23 protein-coding genes and 1 pseudogene are annotated in these 24420 nt (G+C 47.8%); 14 read left to right on the top strand and 10 right to left on the bottom strand.

Features of this window, described 5'->3' with window-relative positions; translation table 11 throughout:
- Positions 1-77: 77 nt before the first annotated feature.
- Positions 78-635, bottom strand: coding sequence for a helix-turn-helix domain-containing protein (locus H8695_RS02845; RefSeq protein WP_026385515.1), 558 nt, complete (start codon positions 633-635; stop codon positions 78-80).
- Positions 636-799: 164 nt separating this feature from the next.
- Between H8695_RS02845 and H8695_RS02840 the strand changes: the two genes are divergently transcribed.
- From H8695_RS02840 to tet, 6 genes are all read left to right on the top strand, one after another.
- Entirely contained in the window at positions 800-988 is a 189-nt protein-coding gene (locus H8695_RS02840) for a transcriptional regulator (protein WP_024724606.1), read from the top strand.
- Positions 989-1000: 12 nt separating this feature from the next.
- Positions 1001-2077, top strand: a complete 1077-nt coding sequence (locus H8695_RS02835; protein ID WP_024724607.1) for a site-specific integrase — start codon at positions 1001-1003, stop codon at positions 2075-2077.
- A gap of 3 nt (positions 2078-2080) precedes the next feature.
- Positions 2081-2401, top strand: a complete 321-nt coding sequence (locus H8695_RS02830; RefSeq protein WP_024724608.1) for a plasmid mobilization protein — start codon at positions 2081-2083, stop codon at positions 2399-2401.
- 7 nt (positions 2402-2408) lie between these two features.
- A complete protein-coding gene (locus H8695_RS02825; RefSeq protein WP_024724609.1) occupies positions 2409-3563 on the top strand; it encodes a helicase RepA family protein in 1155 nt (384 codons plus the stop codon).
- A 456-nt stretch (positions 3564-4019) separates the two neighbouring features.
- A complete protein-coding gene (locus H8695_RS02820; protein WP_024724610.1) occupies positions 4020-5186 on the top strand; it encodes a plasmid recombination protein in 1167 nt (388 codons plus the stop codon).
- Between the two features lie 372 nt (positions 5187-5558).
- Positions 5559-7478: a TetM/TetW/TetO/TetS family tetracycline resistance ribosomal protection protein gene (gene tet / locus H8695_RS02815; RefSeq protein ID WP_026385517.1), complete on the top strand. Its 1920-nt coding sequence runs from the start codon at positions 5559-5561 to the stop codon at positions 7476-7478.
- Between the two features lie 427 nt (positions 7479-7905).
- On the opposite strand, the pseudogene H8695_RS02810 reads toward tet, so the two are convergent.
- Positions 7906-8435: pseudogene (locus H8695_RS02810) on the bottom strand (helix-turn-helix domain-containing protein).
- 66 nt (positions 8436-8501) lie between these two features.
- Here H8695_RS02810 and H8695_RS02805 point away from each other — a divergent pair.
- The 5 genes from H8695_RS02805 to H8695_RS02785 all read left to right on the top strand — a co-directional run bounded on the left by H8695_RS02805 (position 8502) and on the right by H8695_RS02785 (position 12506).
- A complete protein-coding gene (locus H8695_RS02805; RefSeq protein WP_249299361.1) occupies positions 8502-9038 on the top strand; it encodes a BsuBI/PstI family type II restriction endonuclease in 537 nt (178 codons plus the stop codon).
- A gap of 422 nt (positions 9039-9460) precedes the next feature.
- Entirely contained in the window at positions 9461-9847 is a 387-nt protein-coding gene (locus tag H8695_RS02800) for a hypothetical protein (protein WP_249299360.1), read from the top strand.
- Between the two features lie 394 nt (positions 9848-10241).
- Entirely contained in the window at positions 10242-10472 is a 231-nt protein-coding gene (locus tag H8695_RS02795; RefSeq protein ID WP_249299359.1) for a DUF2188 domain-containing protein, read from the top strand.
- 201 nt (positions 10473-10673) lie between these two features.
- Complete coding sequence (locus H8695_RS02790) at positions 10674-11042, top strand: hypothetical protein (protein WP_249299358.1); 369 nt, start codon at positions 10674-10676, stop codon at positions 11040-11042.
- Positions 11043-11315: 273 nt separating this feature from the next.
- Positions 11316-12506 carry a mandelate racemase/muconate lactonizing enzyme family protein gene (locus H8695_RS02785; RefSeq protein WP_249299357.1) on the top strand — a complete coding sequence of 397 codons (1191 nt, stop codon included), beginning with the start codon at positions 11316-11318 and terminating at the stop codon, positions 12504-12506.
- A 153-nt stretch (positions 12507-12659) separates the two neighbouring features.
- On the opposite strand, the gene H8695_RS02780 is transcribed toward H8695_RS02785, so the two are convergent.
- The gene (locus H8695_RS02780; protein WP_249299356.1) at positions 12660-12902 is read right to left on the bottom strand and encodes a helix-turn-helix transcriptional regulator; all 243 of its coding nucleotides are present in this window, start codon (positions 12900-12902) and stop codon (positions 12660-12662) included.
- On the bottom strand, positions 12899-13534 hold the full coding sequence (locus tag H8695_RS02775; RefSeq protein ID WP_249299355.1) for a cupin domain-containing protein: 636 nt from the start codon (positions 13532-13534) through the stop codon (positions 12899-12901). Before H8695_RS02775 ends, H8695_RS02780 begins: the two co-directional genes overlap by 4 nt.
- Positions 13535-13631: 97 nt before the next feature.
- On the opposite strand from H8695_RS02775, the gene H8695_RS02770 reads away from it, so the two are divergent.
- Both H8695_RS02770 and guaA read left to right on the top strand, forming a co-directional pair.
- Positions 13632-14552 (top strand): DMT family transporter, encoded by a 921-nt coding sequence (locus H8695_RS02770; RefSeq protein WP_249299354.1) that lies wholly within the window; start codon positions 13632-13634, stop codon positions 14550-14552.
- Positions 14553-14659: 107 nt separating this feature from the next.
- On the top strand, positions 14660-15958 hold the full coding sequence (guaA, locus tag H8695_RS02765; protein WP_249299353.1) for a glutamine-hydrolyzing GMP synthase: 1299 nt from the start codon (positions 14660-14662) through the stop codon (positions 15956-15958).
- A gap of 389 nt (positions 15959-16347) precedes the next feature.
- On the opposite strand, the gene H8695_RS02760 is transcribed toward guaA, so the two are convergent.
- From H8695_RS02760 to H8695_RS02745, 4 genes are read right to left on the bottom strand one after another with little or no spacing between them, the layout of a single operon-like run.
- Positions 16348-17427, bottom strand: coding sequence for a restriction endonuclease subunit S (locus tag H8695_RS02760; protein WP_249299352.1), 1080 nt, complete (start codon positions 17425-17427; stop codon positions 16348-16350).
- A 1-nt stretch (position 17428) separates the two neighbouring features.
- A complete protein-coding gene (locus tag H8695_RS02755; protein WP_249299351.1) occupies positions 17429-19798 on the bottom strand; it encodes an N-6 DNA methylase in 2370 nt (789 codons plus the stop codon).
- Positions 19795-20706, bottom strand: coding sequence for a nucleotidyl transferase AbiEii/AbiGii toxin family protein (locus H8695_RS02750; protein ID WP_249299350.1), 912 nt, complete (start codon positions 20704-20706; stop codon positions 19795-19797). The genes H8695_RS02755 and H8695_RS02750 overlap by 4 nt, the downstream gene beginning before the upstream one ends.
- Complete coding sequence (locus H8695_RS02745; RefSeq protein ID WP_249299349.1) at positions 20699-21304, bottom strand: type IV toxin-antitoxin system AbiEi family antitoxin domain-containing protein; 606 nt, start codon at positions 21302-21304, stop codon at positions 20699-20701. The genes H8695_RS02750 and H8695_RS02745 overlap by 8 nt, the downstream gene beginning before the upstream one ends.
- A gap of 652 nt (positions 21305-21956) precedes the next feature.
- Between H8695_RS02745 and H8695_RS02740 the strand changes: the two genes are divergently transcribed.
- A complete protein-coding gene (locus tag H8695_RS02740; RefSeq protein ID WP_346726788.1) occupies positions 21957-23330 on the top strand; it encodes an NCS2 family permease in 1374 nt (457 codons plus the stop codon).
- 41 nt (positions 23331-23371) lie between these two features.
- On the opposite strand, the gene H8695_RS02735 is transcribed toward H8695_RS02740, so the two are convergent.
- Positions 23372-23752: a DUF4363 family protein gene (locus tag H8695_RS02735; RefSeq protein WP_249299348.1), complete on the bottom strand. Its 381-nt coding sequence runs from the start codon at positions 23750-23752 to the stop codon at positions 23372-23374.
- The gene (locus H8695_RS02730) at positions 23749-24411 is read right to left on the bottom strand and encodes a DUF421 domain-containing protein (protein ID WP_249299347.1); all 663 of its coding nucleotides are present in this window, start codon (positions 24409-24411) and stop codon (positions 23749-23751) included. The genes H8695_RS02735 and H8695_RS02730 overlap by 4 nt, the downstream gene beginning before the upstream one ends.
- Between the last annotated feature and the right edge of the window lie 9 nt (positions 24412-24420).

The raw sequence follows: 24420 nt of genomic DNA, 5'->3' as shown, positions 1-24420 counted from the left end.
CACACAAGAGAATGATTGCAAAGGGCAAGCAAGCCGCCCTGCTGAACGACAAATTCAGCAGGGCGGCTTTGCTTGTCCTATTTTTCTTTTCTCCAAGGAACATAGTAGTCAAACCGTTTGCTGTCATCGCAGGTACACGGCCAGTTGATTTTCCATTCAAAGTATTCCTCCCTGGTGATCTCCCCGGCGTGAAGTTCCTGCTGGCGCAAGAGCCATTCCCGCATGAACTCGTCTACCAGCCCATAGTTGAAGTAAATGCCCACGGGAGGTTGAGCGGGCCAGTCGTCCGTGTCGTTGTATCGGACGGCGGTATCATCGGAGGCCCCCGTCTTGCCGGGATTGCGGACAAGCTGAAACAGGCGGATGGAGCCGGGGCTGTCCTCGTCCAGCCAGAAGAATGTCCGCATGAAGTCCTCGGCGCAGCCAGGGCGAAGCGTGTAGAAGTTCTGGCTCTCTACCCGAAGTGCCTGGGCAATCTTGTCCAGCAGTTCCCTTTTCGGAACACGGTAGTTTGTTTCATACTGGGCGATACGATTGTCCGCTCCCTTTTCCTCAAAACCGACAGCCAGCCCCAATTCCTTTTGCGTCATGCCTCGAAAAGTTCGGATTTTCTTGATTTTTTCTCCTACTGTCATATGTTCCACCGCCTTTGAACATAGTATAGCGCAAATAAGCGAAATATGCAAGAGAAAAATTAACAAAATTGCGAAATTTCCTCTTGACATTAACAACCATGCGAATGTATAATAAGAACGTGGGCATTAACAATTTTGCGAACCAGAAGCAAGGAGGTGAAAACATGAGCAAGGAACTGTTTGTACGGGCCGAGGAAGTGGCCGGGGTGCTGGGTATCTCCAAGCCCTACGCCTACAAGCTGGTGCGGGAGATGAACGAGGAACTGAAGCAGAAAGGTTTCCTCACCATCCCCGGACGGGTGAGCAGGAACTACTTCGAGGAAAAGTTCTATGGACTGCGGGAAAATCAGTAAGGAGGGAACAAAATGCCAGCATACAAAGACAAGGCCAAAGGCACATGGTATGCGTCCTTTTACTTTGAGAACTGGACGGGGAAAAAGGAAAAGAAGATGAAACGGGGCTTCAAGACCAAGCGGGAGGCGCTGGAGTGGGAACGGACATTCCTGCAACAGCAGACCGCCGACCTGGACATGACCTTTGAGAGTTTCGTGGCCCTCTACGCTGCGGACGTGAAAGGCCGTATCAAGGAGAACACCTGGGGGACGAAAGAGCATATCCTCTACAAGAAGCTGGTGCCTTATTTCGGCAAGCGGAAAATGAGCGAGATTGGCTCGAAAGAGGTCATGGCATGGCAAAGCGAAATGCTCAACTACCGGGACAAGAACGGCAAGCCCTACTCGCCTGTCTACTTGAAAACGCTCCACAATCAGTTGAGCGCCGTTTTCAACCATGCAGTCAGGCACTACAAGCTGAAAACCAACCCCGCCGCCCAGGTAGGCAATATGGGCAAGGCCAAGGGCCGGGAAATGCTGTTCTGGACGAAAGCGGAGTATCTGAAATTTGCTGACGCTATGATGGACAAGCCCCTATCCTACTATGCCTTTGAAATGCTCTACTGGTGCGGTATCCGGGAGGGGGAATTGCTGGCCCTCACCCCTGGGGACTTCGACTTTGAGAAGCAGACGGTTTCCATCTCAAAATCCTATCAGCGTATCAAGGGCCAGGATGTAGTCACCGACCCCAAGACCGCCAAGAGCAACAGGATCATTCAAATGCCCGCTTTCCTCTGTGAAGAAATGGAGGACTACATCAAGAGCCTGTATGCCGCAGAGCCGACAGACCGTATTTTCCCGGTGACGAAATCCTATCTTCACCGGGAGATGGACAGAGGAGCGAAAGCGGCGGGGGTCAAACGTATCAGGATTCACGACCTCCGACACAGCCACATTTCCCTGCTGATTGACATGGGCTTTACGGCTCTGGCAATCGCTGACCGGGTGGGGCATGAAAGTATCGACATCACCTACCGCTACGCTCACCTGTTCCCCACCCGGCAGGCGGAGATGGCGGACAAGCTGGACATGGAGCGAAAGGGGGCTTAAATCATGTCTGTAAAGAACCTCGACAACCACAACCGATGGAGAAGCAAGACCATAGCGTTCCGGGTGTCCCCGGAGGAAAATGAACAGATTGAGATTGCCGTCCGCCTCTCCGGGCTGACCAAGCAGGACTACATCACCCGACGGCTCTTAGACCGGGCCGTGGTGGTGCAGGGCAATCCCAGGGTCTACAAGGCCCTGCGTGACCAACTCGCCGCCGTCCTGGAGGAACTGCGGCTCATTGAGGCCGGGGGCGGCGTGGGGGATGAACTTCTCTCCACCATTGACCTTATCTCGGTGACGCTGGGCGGCATGAAGGAGGATTGATAGATTGATGGATTCCAGAGAGACGAAAAGGACTGTCCCGATTCCGTCTGCGCCAACAGACGGGGAACAGCCCAATTCTCAAACAACTACCCAAAGTATAGCAGAGGGAACGGCTGAAAACAACCCCCAAGAGGAAAGTTTGGAGGAAATGCTCCGGGATATGCGGCGCAAGAGCGACCCAGCCTATCTCCATACGGTTTCCATGAATGACCTTTACCAGAATGTGTATCTGAGCAGACCGCCTATTATTGACGGTCTGCTCTATCCGGGGACGTACCTCTTTGCGGGAGCGCCCAAGGTGGGCAAGTCGTTCCTGATGGCCCAGCTTGCCTACCATGTCAGCATGGGCCTCCCCCTGTGGGGCTACCCTGTCCACAAGGGGACTGTCCTCTATCTGGCGTTGGAGGACGACCACCGCCGCTTGCAGGGGCGGCTGTACCGAATGTTCGGCACAGAGGGCACCGACAATCTGCTCTTTGCGGTCTACGCAAAGCAGCTTGGCGTTGGCCTGGAAGAACAGCTAAAGAAGTTCGTCCGGGAACACCCGGACACCAAGCTGATTATCATTGACACCCTCCAGAAGATACGGGAGGCTGGCGGTGAGAAGTATAGCTACGCCAACGATTACGAGGTAGTGGGCAAGCTGAAACGCCTTGCCGATGATTGCGGCGTCTGCCTCCTGCTGGTACACCACACTCGAAAGCAACAGGCAGATGACAAATTCGATATGATCTCCGGCACCAACGGTCTGCTGGGAGCGGCGGACGGGGCCTTTCTTCTTCAAAAGGAGAAGCGGACAGATGGCAGTGCCGTTCTGGACGTGGCCGGGCGTGACCAGCAAGACCAGCGATTCTATCTTACCAAGGACAAGGAACGGCTGATATGGACGCTGGAGCGTACGGAAACGGAGGCATGGACAGAGCCGCCCGACCCGGTGCTGGAGGCCGTAGCCGCCCTTGTGACGGCGGAAAGCCCCTCCTGGGGAGGGACGGCCACGGAACTGGCGGCGGCGCTCCAGACCGACATGAAGCCCAACGCCTTGGCAATGCGGCTGAATGTCCGGGCCGGGAAGCTGCTGACAGACTACCACATCCGCTATGAGAACAGCAGGAGCCACGCCGGGAGAAGTATCAGCCTGACGCTGGAACCGTCCCAGGCGTGACGACCGTGACGGCTGTGACGGCTTTTTGAGGGCGGGGGCGGTGTCTGAAACATTGTCACGGTCGTCACGGCCGTCACGGGGAGCGGGGTCAAAAGTCAAGGGGGCATACCTGCGGGTGGAGATTGCCGCAAGGCAATACAACCCGTACCCCTTGACTTTTGGCCCACGGAGAACACTTGCCGGGTGGTGGGAAAGGCCGTGCCTTTCCCACCTGCCCAACGGCGAGTGGCAAAGTTTAGGCGGGGTGCAGGGTGACCTTTTCAAAGGGCGGCCCTGCTGGGGGAGCCGTCCGCAGACGGCGGGGGCAAAGCCCCCATTCCACCCCGTAGGGCGCAAATGCGCTTTTGATGGCCGACAGGCTGTCAAAAGTGCTTTTGCGTTACTTTCGCAGAAAGTAACAAAGGCCGCCGCTGGCGCGGCGAAAGGAGTGTTGATTTGAAAAGGACGATTAGTGCGATGGTGGGGCAAGGCTCGGTGAACCACAACAGCAGGAAGTTCAACGCCAAGAACACCGACCCGGAACGCTCCCATTTGAATATAACCTACTGCCAGGAAAATATCAAGGCAGTTTTTCATGAGATGTTTGACGAGGCCCTCAAGCGGTACAACGACAAGCAGACCAGGGCAGACCGCAGGATTGAGAACTACTATGAGAAGATACGCTCCAGTAAGCAGGAAAAGCCGTTCCACGAAATCATCCTGCAAGTGGGCAACAAGGACGACATGAGTGCTGGCAGCGAGGACGGCCAGCTTGCGGCGGCGGTGCTGGACGAGTACATGAGGGGCTTTCAAGAGCGCAACCCCCAGCTTCGGGTGTTCTCGGCTCACCTCCACATGGACGAGGCCACACCCCATCTGCACATTGATTTTGTGCCGTTCACCACCGGCAGCAAGCGGGGTCTGGACACCAGGGTATCACTTAAACAGGCGTTAGCGGCCCAGGGTTTCAAGGGCGGCACCAGAGGGGACACAGAATGGAGCCAGTGGGTACGCTCTGAAAAGGAACAGCTTGCCGCCGTGATGGAGCGCCACGGGATAGAGTGGGAGGACAAGGGCACCCACGACCAGCACCTGTCTGTGCTGGACTACAAAAAGGAGCAGAGGGCCAAGGAGATCGCCCAACTGGATAAGTTCAAGGCCAAGAAGCAAAAAGAGGTGGCGGGGCAGGAACAGCGGTTGAAGGAGTTGGCCCCGGCAGTAAAGAACATGGAACGGCTGGCGGCGGAGTTTTCGGCAGACCCAGAGGAAGTCTTACCAGAGCCGGGGCCGCTGGAGAGCGCCAAGTCCTACCGGGAGAAAAAGGCCAAGCCTCTTTGGGCGAAGATCGTCAAGGTGCTGCGCTCGGTCTACCGGGCCTATCTCGACCTCAAATCCAAATTTGAGCGGCTACAAGCGGACTATGGCCGGGAGGTCAGCAAAAACAGTTCTTTGTCAGAAAGGATTTACGAGGTCTGCGCCGAGAGAGACAGTCTAAAGGGAAAGGTCAGGGACTACGAGCGGGTCAGGCGGGCCATTGGTCTGGAACAAGCGGACAGAATATTAGAGGCAGCTTACCAGCAGGAACAGGCCGAAAAGGAACGGAAACGGGCCGCAAGGCAAAAAACAAGGGTAGGCGCACGATAATCACCAAAACCGGAAGGTATTTCAGTGAATACCCTCCGATTTTATTTGTGGAATCGGGTAAAATAATTTCTTGCTTTTTAGAGCGTACTATGATATACTGTTATTATCCTGATTTGAGGAGTCTACCAAATATGCGGCAAGGTATTCTTAAATAAAATTTGATAATGGGCGCAAAAATGCTTGCCCCTTGCAGGGGCTTGGTTTTTGTACCCAATTTAAGAATACTTTTGCCTTTTAAGCAAATATCGTGACGGACAGCAGCTTATGTAAGCCGTGTGTGTTTTTGTGTGTCCGAAGTCATGATCCCCAGCGGTAAAAGTATTAGCCGCTGGGGATTTTTGCGCCCATTTGGGCCTTGCATGGAGGATAGACATGAACATTATCAATATTGGGATTCTTGCCCATGTAGACGCTGGAAAGACGACCTTGACAGAGAGCCTGCTATATGCCAGCGGAGCCATTTCAGAACCGGGGAGCGTCGAAAAAGGGACAACGAGGACGGACACCATGCTGCTGGAGCGGCAGCGTGGGATTACCATTCAAGCGGCAGTCACTTCCTTCCAGTGGCACAGATGTAAAGTCAACATAGTGGATACGCCCGGCCACATGGATTTTTTGGCGGAGGTGTACCGCTCTTTGGCTGTTTTAGATGGGGCTATCTTGGTGATCTCCGCTAAAGATGGTGTGCAGGCCCAGACCCGTATTCTGTTCTATGCCCTGCGGAAAATGAACATTCCCACCGTTATCTTTATCAACAAAATCGACCAGGCTGGCGTTGATTTGCAGGGCGTGTATCAGTCTGTTCGGGATAAGCTCTCCGCCGATATTATCATCAAGCAGACGGTATCGCTGTCCCCGGAAATAGTCCTGGAGGAAAATACCGGCATAGAAGCATGGGATGCGGTCATCGAAAATAACGATGGATTATTGGAAAAGTATATCGCAGGAGAGCCAATCAGTCAGGAAGAACTTGCGCAGGAGGAACAGCGGCGGGTTCAAGCCGCTTCCCTGTTCCCAGTCTATCATGGCAGCGCCAAAAAGGGCCTTGGCATTCAACCGTTGATGGATGCAGTGACAGGGCTGTTCCAACCGATTGGGGAACAGGGGAGCGCCGCCCTATGCGGCAGCGTTTTTAAGGTGGAGTATACAGATTGTGGCCAGCGGCTCATCTATCTGCGGCTATACAGCGGAACGCTGTGCCTGCGGGATACGGTGGCCCTGGCCGGGAGAGAAAAGCTGAAAATCACAGAGATGCGTATTCCATCCAAAGGGGAAATTGTTCGGACAGACACCGCCCATAAGGGCGAAATTGTCATCTTTCCCAGCGACAGCGTGGGATTAAACGATGTATTGGGGGACCAAACCCGGCTCCCTCGTGAAAGGTGGCGTGATGCCCCCCTCCCCATGCTGCGGACGACGATTGCGCCGAAAACGGCAGCGCAAAGAGAACGGTTGCTGGACGCTCTTACGCAAATTGCGGATACTGACCCGCTTTTGCGCTACGAGGTGGATTCCATCACCCATGAGATCATTCTTTCTTTTTTGGGCCGGGTGCAGTTGGAGGTTGTTTCCGCTTTGCTGGCGGAAAAGTACAAGATTGAAACAGCGGTGAAGGAACCCACCGTCATTTATTTAGAGCGGCCGCTCAAAGCAGCCAACCACACTATCCATATTGAGGTGCCACCCAACCCGTTTTGGGCATCCATCGGACTGTCTGTTACGCCGCTCCCGCTTGGCTCCGGTGTACAATACGAAAGCCGGGTTTCCCTGGGATACTTGAACCAGAGTTTTCAAAACGCTGTCATGGATGGTATCCGTTACGGGCTGGAGCAAGGCTTGTGCGGCTGGAACGTAACGGACTGTAAGATTTGCTTTGAATACGGGCTTTATTATAGCCCGGTCAGCACGCCGGCGGATTTTCGCTCATTGGCCCCGATTGTATTGGAACAGGCATTGAAGAAATCAGGAACGCAGTTGCTGGAACCTTATCTCTCCTTCACCCTCTATGCGCCCCAGGAATACCTTTCCAGGGCTTATCACGATGCGCCAAAATACTGTGCCACCATCGAAACGGCCCAGGTAAAAAAGGATGAAGTTGTCTTTACTGGCGAAATTCCCGCCCGCTATATACAGGCATACCGTACTGATCTGGCCTTTTACACCAACGGGCGGAGCGTATGTCTTACAGAACTGAAAGGGTATCAGGCCGCTGTCGGCGAGCCGGTCATCCAGCCCCGCCGTCCAAACAGCCGCCTGGACAAGGTGCGCCATATGTTCAGTAAGATTACTTGATACGCCACAGCAAAGAAGGTTACAGAATTATGTAGAGCTCCACATAATTCTGTTGCATTTTCCAGCCTCTTGTGATACTATTTTGATACTAAGAAAATTGACAGCCGAAAATAGCAGGTAAAATATTAACAAATTTGCGAATACTTTACCTGTAGATTCAAGAGAAATACTTCCTCATATACTTGAATTTGTCGAGTGGGAATGAGAAAAAGTGAACACAAGAGGCTGCAAAGCCTTGAAAACACTCACTTTTTGAAAATCTTATTTTCCGTTTGATAGCAAAATGATAGCAGATACCCAAACTGTTTTGTTTATTCTTGTTTCAAGGGACAAGCGGTTTGCGGGTTGAGCTATCCATTCCAATCCTATATTGAGAGCGAAAAGGCTCTGCCGACTTTCTGTGAAAGAAGGTCGGCAGAGCCTTTTGTTATTTTTCGGTGTGTTCTTTGAGATCGGCAACAAGCAGATCGCTAAACCCCTGCGACGGCGTAATCTTGTGCCACTGACCGGAAGTGTCGTACTCCGGATAGTAATAGCGCCAGCGGTCGTATTCCTCTTTGGTGATCTCGCCTGCTTTCAGCTTGACGGAAACCGCACCCCATGCGGCAAGCATCCTGTGAAGCTCCGCTGCATCGCGTCCTTTGTGAATATGGACGCGCAGATGAAATTCGTCCTCACACTCACAGACTTCAAGACCGTACCGGTCTTCCAGCGTGAACAGCGTATGCATCAGTCCGATATAGGAATCAATGTCTGGTACGTCCAGCGCCTTGGGGGAAACTCAAGCACCTTTGCCAACGCAGCGGTCACATCCGCTTTGGGCGTTCTGGAACCATTCTCATACTGCGCCAGCCGGACGTCTGCAGACTTTTCCGGAAAGCCCAGCGCAATACCAAGATATTTCTGCGTCATGCCCCGCAATGTGCGGAAAAAGTGGATGCGTTCACCAATCGCCATAATAGCCATCTCCTGTGTTGGCAGAGCTTTGGTACGGCAGACTGGGAGAGAAGTTTAGCGCGTTTTATGGAAAATCACGACTCACTTGTTGACCTCTATGCCTCCAAACGGACTATGAGAAAAATGCCTGTAAAAATCAATGGTGAAGACTTCACATTCTCGCCGGGCAAGCACAACCAACTGCAAAAGGCAATTATCGAGGAATTTGCGCCCCGTTTCGCGCCCAACTCCGAGTGTCTGTATGTTGGAGATACCACAGAGAAAGACTTGGTTAAGAACGTGGACAAGCTTTGTGCTTTTGGCTTTGAAATAACGCTGCACGATAAGATGCCTGATGTCGTTCTTTACTCTGAAGACAAGGATTGGCTGTATTTTATCGAGTCGGTTACGTCCGTTGGACCGATGGAGCCTAAGCGTATCAAGGAAATCGAGGAAATGACAACTGGCGTTACATCCGGGAAGATATATGTTACGGCATTTCTGGACTTTAAGACATTCAAGCAATTCTCGGAATCTCTTGCGTGGGAAACAGAGGTTTGGATCGCTGATATGCCAGATCACATGATTCATTTGAACGGAGATAAGTTTTTGGGACCAAGATGATAAAGAGGAGGCAAAGATGGGAAGATTGATTGAGCAAGGCTCGTTTCAAACGTATGCGGATGTTCCTCTAAATGAAGCAGAGTCAACTATTAACGAATATTCACTATACAGTAGAAAGACCACCGTAGTTATAGCTGGCTGATAAAGCATAAAATAATTGATTGCGTGGGAATGCGCAATTCGGCGCATGCAGAAAAACACAAGCGAAGAAAACCCCGTACTTGCAGTTATCGTTTTTTGCTTTGCCAGATGAGCGGAGCCGAGAAACAAAATAAGAAAGCACTGTGCGTTGAAAGCGAACACGCAGTGCTTTCTCGCTTAAGATTTTTTCGGAGAGAATTTGAGAAAGAAAACAAAACTTTGTTATTGTATAAGTAGAGGGTGTGTGATATAATATTTCAAGAACGAGAGGGGGGAAGAAAATGTCGCTTCTTGAGAATTTCAAAGCATTCAATTTCAACGAGGGTGTTCCGTACGTTTCAGTGACGAGTAATGGGATGACTTTTAACAAATCCGTGATCATGAAATTGGGTTATCCAGAGCATGTCCTTCTCCTTATTGATGAGGAAACAAAACGGATAGCAGTACAGCCATGTACACAAGAGACGCCCAATGCCGCGCCTTTCTATAATAAAGAGAAGAAGTCCAACGCACTGTCTGTACGTTGGAACGGGCGCGACCTTCTCAACACAATTCAAAACCTGATGAATTGGGATTTATCTCAATGCGGGTATCGAATTGACGGAGTATTGCTCAAGGAAGAGCAAGCAATAATATTTGATCTCACTCACGCAAGTGAGCTAAAGTGATCTGTTGTCTAACAGCTTCCGCTGTATGACATAAAAAAGAGCTTATTCGAGCGCCAACTCGAATAAGCTTCAGCTTGAAAAGTAAATACGGTTAAACCGTCTATACTCTTCTCCGAACAAGAAAAGTATAATAGCTGTGTTTGCCTTTTTCAAGTGATTTCAGAATTTGCTTCTGAAAAATCTTGCTTGAAGGAGGTGCTGCGTTTATGAGCAAAACTCATAACGATGCCGTAGAGTACATCTACACTGCGTTCATTACGCTTAAAAACGGCAAGCGTATTTACGCCAGTCAGTATGGCTTGAAGGCATTCTGCATTCCTGTGAAGAGCCGGAAGTAACAACTTTTAAAGGATGTTGGCGGTTTCATCCTTTTCTTTTTAGAAAGGGTGATTTTATGTCAAAAGGAAAGAATCAACATGTAACTCCGCACCCCAACGGTGGATGGCAAGTAAAAGGTGAAGGCAATTCCCGTGCTACAGCAAGAACCAAAACCCAGACACAGGCAATCAAGATTGCAAGAAGTATCTCTCGCAACCAAGAATCCGAACTTGTTATCCATCGATCGAATGGAGAAATTCGTGACAAGGATTCTCATGGTCATGATCCGTTCCCTCCACGAGGGTAATTTTAAGATGTATCTTTCCGCTATTGATAGCATCCCCTGATAGCTTTTTGATAGCAGAAAGTCGGATACCCCATAGGATTGGGATAATTGGTATCAAATCAAGCCAAATGGAATCAAACGATCTATACAAAAAAGTTTAGATTGCGTTTCTGCTTGGCGAATGGGAGTAACATACAAGGACGTAGGACCGCAGTCGGCCCGATGGCTCCGTGGTCCAAAGAGAAAAACAGATCAATAACAGCAAAGGGCACCGCTGCTGAAATTTGCAGCGGTGCCCTTGATTTGATGGACCTATTTCTTCATAAGTGGAACGCCGGTATTCCACGCCTGCCCAACCTTTTCGCCAATAGAATAATATCCATTTTGAAATGGGTCAAACAAAAAAGCGTTTCATTTGGCCGGGTCAACCTTACTGCTGTCATCGAGGACAGACTCGTCAGCAAGAACACGGGACGGTTTTTGGATGTCGCCGACAAGACCTGTTGGGCCTATTATGACATCATGGAGGCCGTAAATCCTCATAACTACACGAGGGGCGAGGACGGCGAGGAGTGGACAGGACTGAAATAAAACTTCCTGCTGTCGTGTGGGGAGAAGCCTTTTGGCTTCTCCCCACAGCTTTCAACAGATATCAGTTGGATCTTAGATCCCTTGCGTTTGGGAGTGCCGCAAAGAGAAGGAGAGACACTGGCGATCCAGAGCAGCAATCATGGCAGCAGTATTGCAGAGCACGGGCAGGAAACTAAGAAATTTATTTGTTACTTATAAATTAGTTGATATCTTCCGTTGGCCGAGTGGAGAGCTATAATGGAGTAATCAAGAGGCGAAACGGAGGTATTTTACTTGAAAATCACAAGGGTTGATGTGCTGCGAGTCAAAGCGCAAGTGCGCAATTGGACGCCCATTCTCTGCCGAATTTACACCGACGAGGGAATCTACGGTGACGGTGAAGCGGCGCTTGCCTTTGGCAATGCGAGGCGCGCCGCTTTTGGCATGGTTCAGGATTTTGCGAAGAGTGTCATCGGAATGAATCCGCTTGTCCATGAGATCATCTGGGATAAGCTGTATCGCCACTCCTACTGGGGCCAAAACGGAGGGCCGGTCATCTTTGCAGGAATCAGCGCCATAGACCTTGCCCTGTGGGACATCAAGGGCAAGGCGTACCATGCGCCGCTCTACGAGCTTCTCGGCGGCAGACGACGGGAGAGTCTCAGGGCTTACGCAAGCCAGCTTCAATTTGGCTACGGCGCGCCGGATATCCCCATTCGTACCCCCGAGGAATATGCCAGAGAGGCGAAAAAGGCTGTTGCTGACGGGTACGATTGCGTCAAGTATGACTTTTTTACCTACAAGCCGGAGGGGGACCCCGTCAAAATCGGAGATCGGTATTCGGATAATGATCGAATCGGCCTGCTCAGCCCTATCTATATGAATGTACTGGAAAGCCGTGTGAGAGCCGTTCGCGAGGCCGTCGGTCCCAATGTGGACATCGTCGTGGAAAACCATGCTTTTACAGATGCCCAGTCGGCGGTACAGATTGGAAATATGCTCAAGCAATATCGTATTTTTTACTATGAGGAGCCAACCACACCGACGCCGCAGCTCTCGAAATATGTACACGAGAAGACCGGCCTGCCGATTGCGAGCGGGGAGAGAATCTATTCTCGTTGGCAGTATGCGGACTATCTCACGCAGAATGCGCTGCAGATCATACAGCCCGACCTTGGTACCTGCGGTGGAATCACCGAGGTGAAAAAGATCTGCGATATGGCCTATGTGTATGATGTGGGCGTACAGATCCACACCTGCGGCAGTCAGATATCCACAACGGCTGCCCTGCATCTCGAGTGTGCCATTCCCAATTTTGTCATTCATGAGCACAATGTCTGGGCCCTGACACCGTCCAACAGGGAGCTTTGCATCTATGACTATCAGCCGTCCAACGGTAAATTTACCGTGCCGGATCTGCCCGGCATTGGCAACGAAATTGCGCAGGAAACTTTTGCAAAGAGCGAAGTTGTTACAATTGAATAGGCAACCAGGCCCGGCCGCATATGCGGCCGGGCCTGGTTTTGTTCTTTGGAATCCGAGGGAGGATCGGGAAAGAGCTAAAGAAACTCAGCCGGAGAGAAGTGAACAAATAGAAGAAGCGGGACTGAGTACACTTCTGACGCTTTGTGAGAGCGTCTACGGCCGCAATACGGAATTGTCCTGGCGAAACTGCAGAGGCGTTATACCGAGCTGCCTTTTAAAGCAATCGGTGAAATAACTCTGGCTGCCGAATCCTGTACCGGCGGCAATTTGTGCAATGCTTTGATCGGTGTGGGTGAGCGCTTCGATGCTCTTTCTGATGCGATAGGAGAGAAGATATTCAAAAAGAGTCTGTCCGGTTGCGTGTTTGAAAAAGCGGCAGCACTCGCTGCGGCTCAAATGGATTTGAGATGCGATATCAGACAGTGAATCGGGTGGTCATAGTGGTGATGCAGATAGGAAAAAATGGCGATCAGACGCTCATTTTGCCAGCCGAAGTCACGCGGTGATGTTTGAGAGTCTGTTGTCAATGTCAGAGTATTATGCCAGAGAAGAAACAGTTCGCTGTAAAGACGCAGCTCGTAGCCGAATCCGCGCTCGCCAAACAGGCGGAAAATCCGCTTAAGATCTTGAAGAATTTGGTTTTGGGACTCATCATGTGTCTGTAGCGCCAGCATGGAAAAGTCAAATTGCAGAAGATACTGCGGAAAGTTGGACAGAAAGTACATGTGAGGTACGACGCAGAAGTAGCTGGCGCTTTTTTCGCCGGTTGCTGTGGACATATGCGCCAATTTGGGGCGAATGATGACACCGCCTCCCTGCGACACGGTGAGGGATTGGTCGGCAGTGCGAAAGCAGACTTGCCCGCTGAGCACATGACAGTACTGCGGTTCACTGTGCCAGTGCCAGTCAATGCAGTCGTAGGTATCGCTCCCAAACGTGCTGACGTAGGCGGTAAGCGGCAGACCAGGGGAGAGAGGGGTGATCAGCTCCTCTCTGTTATGTGTAGTGGGAAATGGTTTGTTGATCATAGATACCTCAATATATTGATAAAAAATGAGAAAAATCTGATAGACAATATCAGTATACCACAATAAAATGAAATAACAAACTGTTGGAGGAATGTGTATGAAACGGTCAACAAGGGGCGTGCTCTGTGCTCTGAGCGGCGGCATTCTTTGGGGAGTGTCGGGCACGGTTGGACAGTATCTGTTCACCCACAGGGAACTCAGCAGCCAGTGGCTGACGACGGTGAGGATGATACTGGCAGGCATTATTTTGCTTTTGCTTGCGGCCGCAAAAAGCCCTGACAGTCTAAAACAGATATGGAAAGTGAGAGGCGATGCCCTCAGGATGATCCTGTTTGCAGTCTTTGGTCTGATGACCTGTCAATACACCTATATGACGGCAATTTCTCACTCCAACTCTGCCACAGCGACAGCGTTGCAATATCTCGGTCAGGCGCTGATATTGATCGTCACCTGTGTGCGGCTCAGACGGCTGCCATCCGGAAGAGAGGGGATCGCGCTGCTGCTGGCTCTCGGCGGCGTATTCCTGCTTGCCACCCATGGCCGCCTGGACAATTTGGCACTCTCCGCGCAGGCTCTGTTCTGGGGAATCGGGGCGGCGGTGTCGCTGATGCTATACACCCTGCTGCCCGGCGGCATCATTGAACGCTATGGCAGTGTCGCGGTGACCGGCTATGGAATGCTAATAGGCGGTATTGTCCTTGGTATTGCCACAGGAGCATACAAACAATTCGTCCGGCTGGACTGGACAATTCTTCTCGGGGTGGGAAGTATTGTTATTCTGGGAACTGCCGCAGCATTTACGCTCTATTTGCAAGGCGTAAGCGACATTGGGGGCGTTCGCGCAAGTCTCTTTGCCTGTGCAGAACCTGTCAGCGCGGCTCTCGCGACAACACTCTGGCTGAAAACGGAGTTTTCAGTTGCTGATTGGCTTGCGTTTGGGCTTATTTTTCTGATGGCGGTTTTACTCGTCTTGCCATCGCGAAAAGCAGAGGCAAAAAAGTCTGCTCCAGTAAGGTAAAATGGAGCCGCTGCGCTTGCGTTGAACGGCTGGTTTCGATATAATAATACCGTTTTCAGCTTTGGCTGACACATACCATACAAACGCAGCGCATTGGAGGAATGACCATGAAGCAGGATATGATCTTGATTTTGGACCTCGGCAGCGAGGAGAATGCACGCCTTGCGCGGGAGATACGCGCTATGGGTGTCTACACAGAGATTCACCCGCATGATATTACAGCGGTGGAACTTGCGGCGCTGCCGGGTGTAAAGGGCATTGTTTTAAATGGTGGTCCAAACCGTGTTGTTGACGGAGTGAGCATCGATGCGGGCGCCGCAGTCTATGAGAGTGGGCTTCCGGTTCTCGCTGTGAATCATCCCGGCCACGGAGGACTTGCAGCCTGGAGTGAAAATGCGGCCGAGCGTGAGGCGCAGATCAGAGAGTTTGTCTTTGACACCTGTCACGCTGAAAAGAACTGGAACATGGAAAATTTCATCGCCGATCAGATCGAGCTTGTACGCCGCCAGGTGGGTGATAGAAAAGTTCTTCTTGCGCTCTCGGGCGGTGTCGACTCCTCCGTGGTGGCGGCGCTTCTCATCAAGGCCATTGGAAAGCAGCTCACCTGTGTGCATGTCAACCACGGTCTGCTGCGCAAGGGAGAACCGGAGCAGGTAGTGCAGGTTTTCCGCGATGAGATGGACGCCAATCTCATCTATGTGGACGCGGTTGACCGCTTCCTCGATAAATTGGCGGGAGTGGCTGATCCCGAGCAAAAGCGCAAAATCATCGGTGCCGAGTTTATCCGCGTGTTTGAGGAGCAGGCGCGCAAACTCGAGGGAATCGAGTTTCTGGCGCAGGGGACCATTTATCCCGATATCATTGAAAGCGGTACCAAGACAGTCAAAGCGGTCAAGAGCCATCACAACGTCGGCGGTCTGCCGGAGGATTTGAATTTTGAACTTGTAGAGCCGCTGAAAATGCTCTTCAAGGATGAGGTGCGCGCCTGCGGCGTGGCGCTCGGTCTGCCGGACAGCATGGTCTACCGCCAGCCGTTCCCGGGCCCGGGCCTTGGCGTGCGCTGTCTCGGCGCCATCACAAGGGAGCGCCTCGAGGCTGTGCGCGAGTCGGACGCTATTTTGCGGGAGGAATTTGCAGCTGCGGGACTCGAAGGGAAAGTGTGGCAGTACTTTACCGTCGTGCCCTACTTTAAGTCGGTCGGTGTGCACGACAACGCCAGAACCTTTGACTGGCCGGTCATTCTCCGCGCAGTGAACACTGTGGACGCCATGACCGCTACGGTTGAGGATGTACCATTTGCTCTTTTGCAGAAGATCACAGCGCGCATCACCGCAGAGGTGAAAGGTGTCAATCGTGTTCTCTATGACCTGACCCCGAAGCCTACAGGGACGATTGAGTGGGAATAAATTGAAAAACTCTGAAAACCCAGTAATAATGCGGGTTTGCAGGATTTCAAAACCCTCGCTGATAAGATTTTGATAAGATTGCACTTGAACACCTTTATCGGGTGTATCAAGTGGTTTGTGAGTAAAGAGTAATATCTTGTGGCTCACAAAAACACCATATTAACACCTTAACACCAAACCCCGTACTGACGGAATAAAGTCAGTACGGGGTTTTTGTCGTTTTTGGAGAATCAATATATTTTTTATGATATATCTGGTTCATTGTGATGCTCATGGGGGATTTTCATTAGCATTGCTTGAGAATAAACCCTTGATTTGGTTTTTAATACACATGGTTTTGCGTAGTCTATTCCTTTAGCAGAAGTTTTTATTTCACTCATAGTTAAACCTCATATTTTGTTGCTGAACGGCAAAGATTTGATATAAGCTTCCATAAAATCATAATCAGGTTTATATTCTTCTGTGATTGGAAGATATAACTTTGTTTGTTTAATTAAATCTTTGGTAAATGCTCTGCCGAAAACCGGATATCTATACTTTTCCATATTCAATAGAGAAATAATAAAAGATGCTGTGTAAACATTTAACCAATCTGCTCTAATAACAATTATATGAGGACCGGTAATAAAATCGTGATCTTGAAAGAATATTGTTGCTGTTGTATCGCCAATAGTTATTGCATTTGCTTTTTCTAATCCATCATAATCTAATCTTTGTACATACATCGATACACCATTGTTTGCATCTGTTCTTGTAACATATGATATGTATTCGTCGTCGGCAGCAAGTGTTAAGTCAGATGCATTATATGATTTGCCATTTTGTATACTTGTCACGATTTTATCTAACTCAAAATAAGCCCATTTTCTATCGGTGAGCTTTATGTTGTTTTTTGTATGGCTTGCTGCATAATTCTCTTCAAAATCGTTTTGATTTATATTGTCTAAGTACCAACAAGCTTTGTTGTAACCCTCGTTTAAAAAATAATCTGGTATATCATTTACATCATAATCTAATGTGTCTATATATGATTCCATCCAAGAAAAATCAGGAATTTCATCAGTAATTGCAGGGAGTTTTATAATTGTTTGGTTCATATGCTCTAAGTTCCATTTTCTCGCATAAGACCACATTTGTTTCTCATGCCTCAATATGGTACAAAAAAACATCGCCAATTTTTCGTTTAAAACAAAGTTTTTTGCGTATAGTACATTTACATCGTCAGAGGCCCAAAAGGGCTCTCTTTGATAAAAAGCTTCTCCAACAGAGCCATTATAAGTTAATGATATAGTATTTCCTTCGTGGAGAGCTTCCTGCCCAATGTATGCTGTAATACCATTGTTTAGTGCAGTTGCTCCAATAAAAACAGTATCTCCAGGAATTTGGTCTTCTTTTGTCAAACGTTTCCCCTTTTTAATTTCAAACAAATCCGACAAAACAAACGGCTTCCATTTTGATGTATCTAACATCTTATCCCTCCAATAATCCATTCTCATCCATGTACTTAAACAAGGCATATTTTTTTAAAGTTATCTCAAAATCACTATCTGATATCATAGAGTAGTCTGTTTCTATATAAGCTTCTGCTAATGCTTCGTCAAAAATGGATATTCTTTTCTTTAGCCAAATATATTGATTTGAGTTGGCGGTACCATCTATTTGGTTAATCCATTCTTTTTTAACAGAATTCCATGTTCCACCATCTTTCCTACCGTTGTGTGGAATGACCTTAAAACCGTCATCTTTCCATCTTGCAAAAAATACTGATTTATTTTCGTCATGAGGTATATGTGCTTTATATACCATAATACAGGTCGCAGTACCAACATGACTGTCAAAAAACAGATTGTGAGGCATTGTCATACAAGCGAGTAACGTGTGATGTTTTAATAATTCGGTTCGTAATTTTGTTCCACTGCTTCCAGCACAAGACATAGGAACAATGGCGATACCTATTCCGCCAACTTTCAAATAATGCAGCATTGAGGCCACAAAGTCTAATTCATCTTGACCTTTTGAAAATACTACTTCATCCATTCGAGTATCTTCAAGTTCTTTATTTGTTTTTTCAATAAAAGAGCGTTGCTTTTCTATTTCGTTTTGAATCTTCTTTATTTCGAGTTCTTCTTTCGCTTTTTTGGCTTGCGAGAGTTTTTTCTTTAATACTTTAATCTTACCTTCGTATTCCTCTTTTCTTAAAATGATATTATAATTCTGTGAGGATGAATTCTCTTTTTTGTCAAGTGAGTACGGCGGGTTAATCATAGCTATATCTATATCTCCAAAGCTTGCTAACGCTTCGTGAAGTGGTATTTTCACATTATCGTTTAGATATGTTTTACCACTATCATCAACTGGGGCATAAGAATCTATCAGCAACGAAGAACAGTTAAATAAATTTGATTTGCCATCGCCATGGAATCGCATATTAGCATAAGCCAAAGCATACATAGATGGATCCCTCTCGACACCGATAAGGCTGTTGGTTTGTGCATTGCTGTATTTTTCTTTTTTCTTTGACTCACTAATTTTTTCATTCCAAATATTTTCTTTTATTCTTGCAAGTGAAGATATCAAGAAGGCTCCTGTGCCACAGCAAATATCAATTACTTTTGTTTTTTCTGTCATTTTTTCATCTGAATAATATTCAGCAATATCACAAAACAACTCTGTAATATGCTTTGGGGTCAACACGATACCTTTTTCTTTTGCGTTACCTTTGGTAAAGCGAAGAAAGGTCGTATAAAACTCACCCATTATATCTATGCCTTTATAATGGTCAAGCACTTCAATAACATTTTCATAAAGAGAATATATACAACGAGATAATACGGTATCTCCATCTAAAAAATCTCTATTTTCACCTTTTGGAGCACGCAGCAATTCATCTTTTGCTAAAAGATTATTGTAGAATTTTTTTAGTGCTGTTCTTTTACCTTTTGGTATATTGTCTATATCCCAAATACCTCTTACATAATCATCTTCAAGTTCATCGCCATCTCCGTATAGTGCAGCTTTTAGCATTTTTACAGAATTTTTTCCAATTGGGTCTGATAACATCTTCTTAGATTTTGTTGATCTTTTTGTATCAATAGCCGATTTTGCATCTTTATATAATTTTGATTCGTGATTGGTTAAACCTAAAATGATGGCCGAAACAAAGCCCGCTTTTGAGTTATCTTCAATACCGTTTGCCCTTAAAAAATTAGCACAGGAAAGCGTATATCTTCTTAATTCTTTCTTAACCTCCGCTTCTGTGGCGGCGAATCTTTCTAAAACAATCTCAATATCTTTTTCGTACTTATTAATTGATTGCATTTCGTTTTGTAGTAAACCATCAGATAATAATTCTATATCTAAAACATCACCATTTTTTGGCCAAACAAAAGATGTTATTCTGTTTTCCATCAAAGTTTGGCCCGAAACAGCAATTGCAATAACATCATATTTATCTGACAAAAATGAAGCATACCATAAAGCACCATCTATTGCATATTTAGCCGTGTCGTCTGATGTGCCAAATCCATTAACTTTGTAATCATCTAAATTCGAATACTTGCTGTGGTCAGAAGTTTTAGCTTTGCATTCAATAACTATGATAATATTAGACTTATCTTTAGTAACAATAAAATCGGGAGTACCCTTATTCTCCATGCTCTGCTTCTTGCTTGCTTTTTCAAAAATAGTAGAAAGCCAGTCATAATCTGTCCCTTTGTAACTGTCTTCCTTAAACCAAGTAATTCCATCAACTTTTATGTTTTGATTTGATGGATAGTCCATAATATCTCTTAAAACATCTGCGGTTAGACCCTTTGTTGTTTCCTCACTTGCTTTGCTCATTTTTGAATCTCCTTATTCCATTTATTTTCACTTGAGTACCATTGGTCAGTAAATTTTTCGCCTTTGACCGCCACTGTAAACGGCTTTGTCAAAAACACCTTAATCGTTCTAAGCACTGTGCTGAAATCATTAGTTTTCGTATCAATCTTTCGACAGAATGCTTTCCATTTTTTCTGCATAGCAGAATCGTCTGCAAAGCTCATAACCTGTTCAAACTGTTCAATCGTAAAGGCGTGTCCACGATTTTCAAAAGTTTTCTTCAATGCTTCGATGAGCACCTTGCCGTCAAAATCAAATTTATTGGCAAGATAGTAGATATCGTAGTAATCCTTCATTCGGCTGGAAAATTCCATCAGACTGAGGATTGCGTCTATTTTCTCAGCAATCGTCGTTTCAAGAGAATATGTATTTACTACCGGCGCAGTGAAATCGTCAAGTTGTGTCGGGATTTTTCGCTTTTCCTGTTTCGGCACGATAACATCGCCCACCCCGAAGTCTATACTAAACGGCGTTCGTGTGTTTTTAATTTGAGCCACAATAGAAGCTCCGATACCAGCGTATTTTTTGGCAACCGCAATGGGCGCAATATCTTTAATTTCAAAGGTAATAAAATCATTGCCGGTGGGCGTGGATATGATTTCTTCCAGTACAGGTTTTAGCTGTTCGGGAGTGTTTGGTATTTTCCGAAGAAGAAAATCAATATCTACCGTTACTCTGCTGTCAAAGTCGGTAACAGAGTAAATAAATAAACCACCTTTAAGGACGAGATTTTCCGCATATTTGGATTTTTCCAAACGGCGCAAAAATTCTTCCTGACAAAAGAGCTGCAAACAAAGCTGATAGCTTCTTCCGCTTTCGGCAGCTTTATTTTTCAGTCGTGCAAGCACGGATACGGCGATATCAGCCATTGAGCAGCACCTCCATTACATTCATAAGTTTTGTATAAACGCCCATATCCTTTGCGTATTTAGAAAGATTTGCGAGATTCTTCTTCGGATCTGCCACATAAGCGTTGATTGCTTTGTTGAATATTTCATTATCAAGCTTTGAACGATACTTAAAGCAATCACAGATTGTTCGATCTCGGTCATAAACTTTTAATTCAACACCATTAAAGTTACCTACAGTAGCACCATAATGGTAAAATTCGTTCTGGACATAATAAGCTTTGACAGGGACTTCCTGCATTGCTTTGATTGCTCTTGAAAAGGAACGGGGGACTGCAACTGTCCATTCACGAGGAGCAAAGTCACTGTACCCATAATAAAATAGAGCAGACTCCACACAAACAATTCCTTGCGGCAGGAGTTTAGAAATTAGAGCTTCTTCTTTTGGCTCTTCAGCGTTAGGCAGTTTGTAAAAGCCATTGCGAATACGCTCTATATAACCTTGATTGCAAAGGGAAACGACATCATAGTTTTTCAGTCCAACGGCAACAAAGTCTGCCGTCTTCGCAATGCTTCCAACTTTATTAAAAACATCAATTGCTATTTCGTGTTTATTCAATAGTTCACCGACTTTCTGCACGCATTATCTATTATTTGCGTGACTATAGTATAGCATTAATCGATAAAATTTACAACTATTACACGATCAACAAAAAATATGCGTGCAAAAAATCAAAATCCGGAGGCAATTATCGGTTTTATTGCACCTGATAAGGTATTGATAAATCCTCGTCATACAGGCAGTATAATATGGATTATCAGAATAATACGAAAACCACATCACACGGTTTATAAACAAAAAGCGTTAAGTTGTGGCTTTTGGCAACGAGTGGGAGTAAACATATACAAAGGGGGCTGCCGTTAGGCAGCCCCCTTTGTACTAGCTATTTTCTGGAAATGATCTCTTTTGCCTTTTTGGCAATATCTGAGGCGGTGAGCTGGAATCGTTTCATGAGATAGGGAAGATCGCCGACCTCGCTGTAGACGTCGCCGATTCCGATGCGGCCGAGGGGAACAGGGCGGTGAGCAGAACAGAAAAGACAAAGACGACAGATTGTCTCACGGCAATTCGTTGCAATTTGACAATCCTCATGATAAAATAACAGGGTATTTTCTCTTTTGACAAAGCTCCCATACAGAGCGACAACTTCTTGGCGGAAGAATTAAAAAGGGGAGACCCTTTTTAAAAAATAAAAGGGAGAGATGAAACCGTGGACAAGTTTTTTGGACTCAAGGCGCACGGGACTGACGCGAAGACTGAAGTCATTGCGGGTATCACAACTTTCTTCACAATGGCCTACATTCTCTTTGTCAACCCCACGACGCTGACGGATCCGCTGTACATCATGGGCGACCCGAACGCAGACCGCTACAAGGCAGCTGTCTTTGTGGCTACCTGTCTCTCGGCATTTATCGGCACCATGCTCATGGCGGTCTATGCCAAAATTCCGTTTGCTCAGGCGCCCGGAATGGGTCTTAACGCCTACTTTGCCTATACCGTAATGCTCGGCATGGGCTATACGTTCAGCCAGGCGCTGGCGGCCGTCTTTATTTCCGGCGTGCTCTTTATTCTGATTACGCTGTTCGGTCTTCGCGAGGCGATTGTCAAGGCAATTCCGAAGAATCTGAAAGTGGCAATTTCCGCCGGTATCGGCTTATTCATTGCCTTTATTGGCTTCCAGAATGCCGGAATCATTGTCAACAACGATTCTGTCCTTCTGGGACTGCAGAACTTCTCCGAGTGGACGCCGGCTGCTGCCACGGCACTGGTCGCGCTCATCGGTGTTCTGATCATCGGCGTGCTCTACAAGCTGAAAGTCAAGGGCGCCATCATCATCGGCATTATTGCGACGACCATTGTCGGCATTCCGTTTGGCGTCACCAACCTCTCCGGCTTCACCCTGAGTCTGCCGGACTTCGGCAGCTTCTTTGAGCTGACTTTCTTTAAGATGGACTTTGCGGGTCTTCTCAAGCCGGAAAACGGCTTTTGGGGCGCAGTGTTCAACCTTGTGATGGTCATCATCGCGTTTTCGATGGTCGACATGTTCGATACCATCGGAACTCTGATTGGTACCGCCAAGAAAAACAATATGCTCGATGAGGACGGTTCCATGCCCCGCATGAAAGAGGCGCTCATGTGCGATGCGATTGCGACGGCGGCCGGTGCATGCCTTGGAACCTCCACCGTTACGACGTTTGTCGAGTCCAGCTCCGGCATCGCTGAGGGCGGCAGAACAGGTCTGACGTCGTTCACCACAGCGATTCTGTTTTTGGCGGCTCTCTTCCTCGCTCCGGTGGTCGGTATCATTCCGTCGGCCGCTACGGCGCCCGCACTCATCATTGTCGGCGTGCTCATGCTCAGCTCTGTCAAGGAAATTGAGTTTGACGACATGACTGAGGCGATTCCGGCATTTCTGACGATTGCCATGATGCCCTTTGCCTACTCCATCGCGATCGGCATCGGCTTTGGCGTCATCTCCTATGTGCTGCTCAAGACATTCACCGGTAAATTCAAAGATTTCAGTTGGGTTACCGTTGTCATCGCTTTGATGTTTGTCATTCGTTTTATGTTTATTGCCGGGTAACCGGAGCAAAAGGCCCCCGACATGGTCGGGGGCCTTTTCATTTAAAATATGTTGCGCCAGTTTAGCATTTCCACCTCATGCATATGGTCGAGCTGCATTTTGATAACGGCGAGTTCCACCTGGAACTCATCGTATCGGCCCACTTTCATAAAGCCATTGGCGCGCTCTACATAGTTTTTGATCTGATCGACCTCTTCGTGGTTCATTACCATGGTAATAAAGTGCTCATAACTCTCAAACTGGCGGAGCATTTGCTCCATTTCCTCTCGCGCCTGCTGAGTGCTTCCGTCCTGCAGAGATTGCTCCACGCGTTCGACAGCGAGAATCATGTCGTGTGAGCGCTCCTGCAGCAGGTAATAGCAGAAGCCGGCGCCGCAGATGATAATGGCCAGACAGAGAATGGCAATGACGATTGATTTCATTTTGCTTTCTCTTCCTTTAATATGACGCGAATGGCGTTTGTGCCGTCGATGGTCATCAAAAAGACATCGGATACATCGTGCTTTTTTTTCTTGTCCAGATGGCCGCGAACAAAGCCCTCGTCAAGATTGAGATGTTGGAGCATGGTGCGGTTGACGACGCCGTCTTTGACCAGGATCTGTTCAAAGCCGCGGTCCTGCGTTTTTTTCTGATCGTAGTCGGCAACGGGGAAGACCGTCAGCTTTCCATTTGTCTCGAGAATTGCATAGCTGACATACTCCAGGTGTGTGATATCCTTGTTGTGCAGCTCCTCATAGAGATCGTCAATGGTGAAGCGCAGCCGGTGCATCATCTGCTGGTTGATCTGGCCGTTTGCGATCACAATACTCGGGTGTCCGGTGACAAGGGCGCGCAAGCGCGGGCTCTTGAGCGTGACAAATGAGACAATGATCTCACAGGAGACCAGTGTAAAGATGGGAATGATGCCGTAGAGCAGAGGGATGTTGGTCGACTGCATGGGAATTGCCGCAACCTCTGAAATCAAAATGGCAACCACAAGCTCTGATGGCTGCAACTCGCCGATCTGCTTTTTTCCCATGACGCGTACGGCAATGACGACGGCTGCATACAGAATGACCGTTCTGACAAATACGATACTCATTTTACTTAA

Origin of the sequence: Feifania hominis (assembly GCF_014384765.1) — a bacterium.
Lineage (GTDB): Bacteria > Bacillota > Clostridia > Oscillospirales > Feifaniaceae > Feifania > Feifania hominis.
The sequence above is the reverse complement of the archived record's forward strand: the minus strand, read 5'-3'. Positions and strand labels throughout refer to the sequence as shown.

Coding starts and splice junctions, on each gene's coding strand:
- H8695_RS02845 (WP_026385515.1), bottom strand. CDS start 635: ATGACAGTAGGAGAAAAAATCAAGAAAATCCGAACTTTTCGAGGCATG.
- H8695_RS02840 (WP_024724606.1), top strand. CDS start 800: ATGAGCAAGGAACTGTTTGTACGGGCCGAGGAAGTGGCCGGGGTGCTG.
- H8695_RS02835 (WP_024724607.1), top strand. CDS start 1,001: ATGCCAGCATACAAAGACAAGGCCAAAGGCACATGGTATGCGTCCTTT.
- H8695_RS02830 (WP_024724608.1), top strand. CDS start 2,081: ATGTCTGTAAAGAACCTCGACAACCACAACCGATGGAGAAGCAAGACC.
- H8695_RS02825 (WP_024724609.1), top strand. CDS start 2,409: ATGGATTCCAGAGAGACGAAAAGGACTGTCCCGATTCCGTCTGCGCCA.
- H8695_RS02820 (WP_024724610.1), top strand. CDS start 4,020: ATGGTGGGGCAAGGCTCGGTGAACCACAACAGCAGGAAGTTCAACGCC.
- tet (WP_026385517.1), top strand. CDS start 5,559: ATGAACATTATCAATATTGGGATTCTTGCCCATGTAGACGCTGGAAAG.
- H8695_RS02805 (WP_249299361.1), top strand. CDS start 8,502: ATGGAAAATCACGACTCACTTGTTGACCTCTATGCCTCCAAACGGACT.
- H8695_RS02800 (WP_249299360.1), top strand. CDS start 9,461: ATGTCGCTTCTTGAGAATTTCAAAGCATTCAATTTCAACGAGGGTGTT.
- H8695_RS02795 (WP_249299359.1), top strand. CDS start 10,242: ATGTCAAAAGGAAAGAATCAACATGTAACTCCGCACCCCAACGGTGGA.
- H8695_RS02790 (WP_249299358.1), top strand. CDS start 10,674: ATGGCTCCGTGGTCCAAAGAGAAAAACAGATCAATAACAGCAAAGGGC.
- H8695_RS02775 (WP_249299355.1), bottom strand. CDS start 13,534: ATGATCAACAAACCATTTCCCACTACACATAACAGAGAGGAGCTGATC.
- H8695_RS02770 (WP_249299354.1), top strand. CDS start 13,632: ATGAAACGGTCAACAAGGGGCGTGCTCTGTGCTCTGAGCGGCGGCATT.
- guaA (WP_249299353.1), top strand. CDS start 14,660: ATGAAGCAGGATATGATCTTGATTTTGGACCTCGGCAGCGAGGAGAAT.
- H8695_RS02760 (WP_249299352.1), bottom strand. CDS start 17,427: ATGTTAGATACATCAAAATGGAAGCCGTTTGTTTTGTCGGATTTGTTT.
- H8695_RS02755 (WP_249299351.1), bottom strand. CDS start 19,798: ATGAGCAAAGCAAGTGAGGAAACAACAAAGGGTCTAACCGCAGATGTT.
- H8695_RS02750 (WP_249299350.1), bottom strand. CDS start 20,706: ATGGCTGATATCGCCGTATCCGTGCTTGCACGACTGAAAAATAAAGCT.
- H8695_RS02735 (WP_249299348.1), bottom strand. CDS start 23,752: ATGAAATCAATCGTCATTGCCATTCTCTGTCTGGCCATTATCATCTGC.
- H8695_RS02730 (WP_249299347.1), bottom strand. CDS start 24,411: ATGAGTATCGTATTTGTCAGAACGGTCATTCTGTATGCAGCCGTCGTC.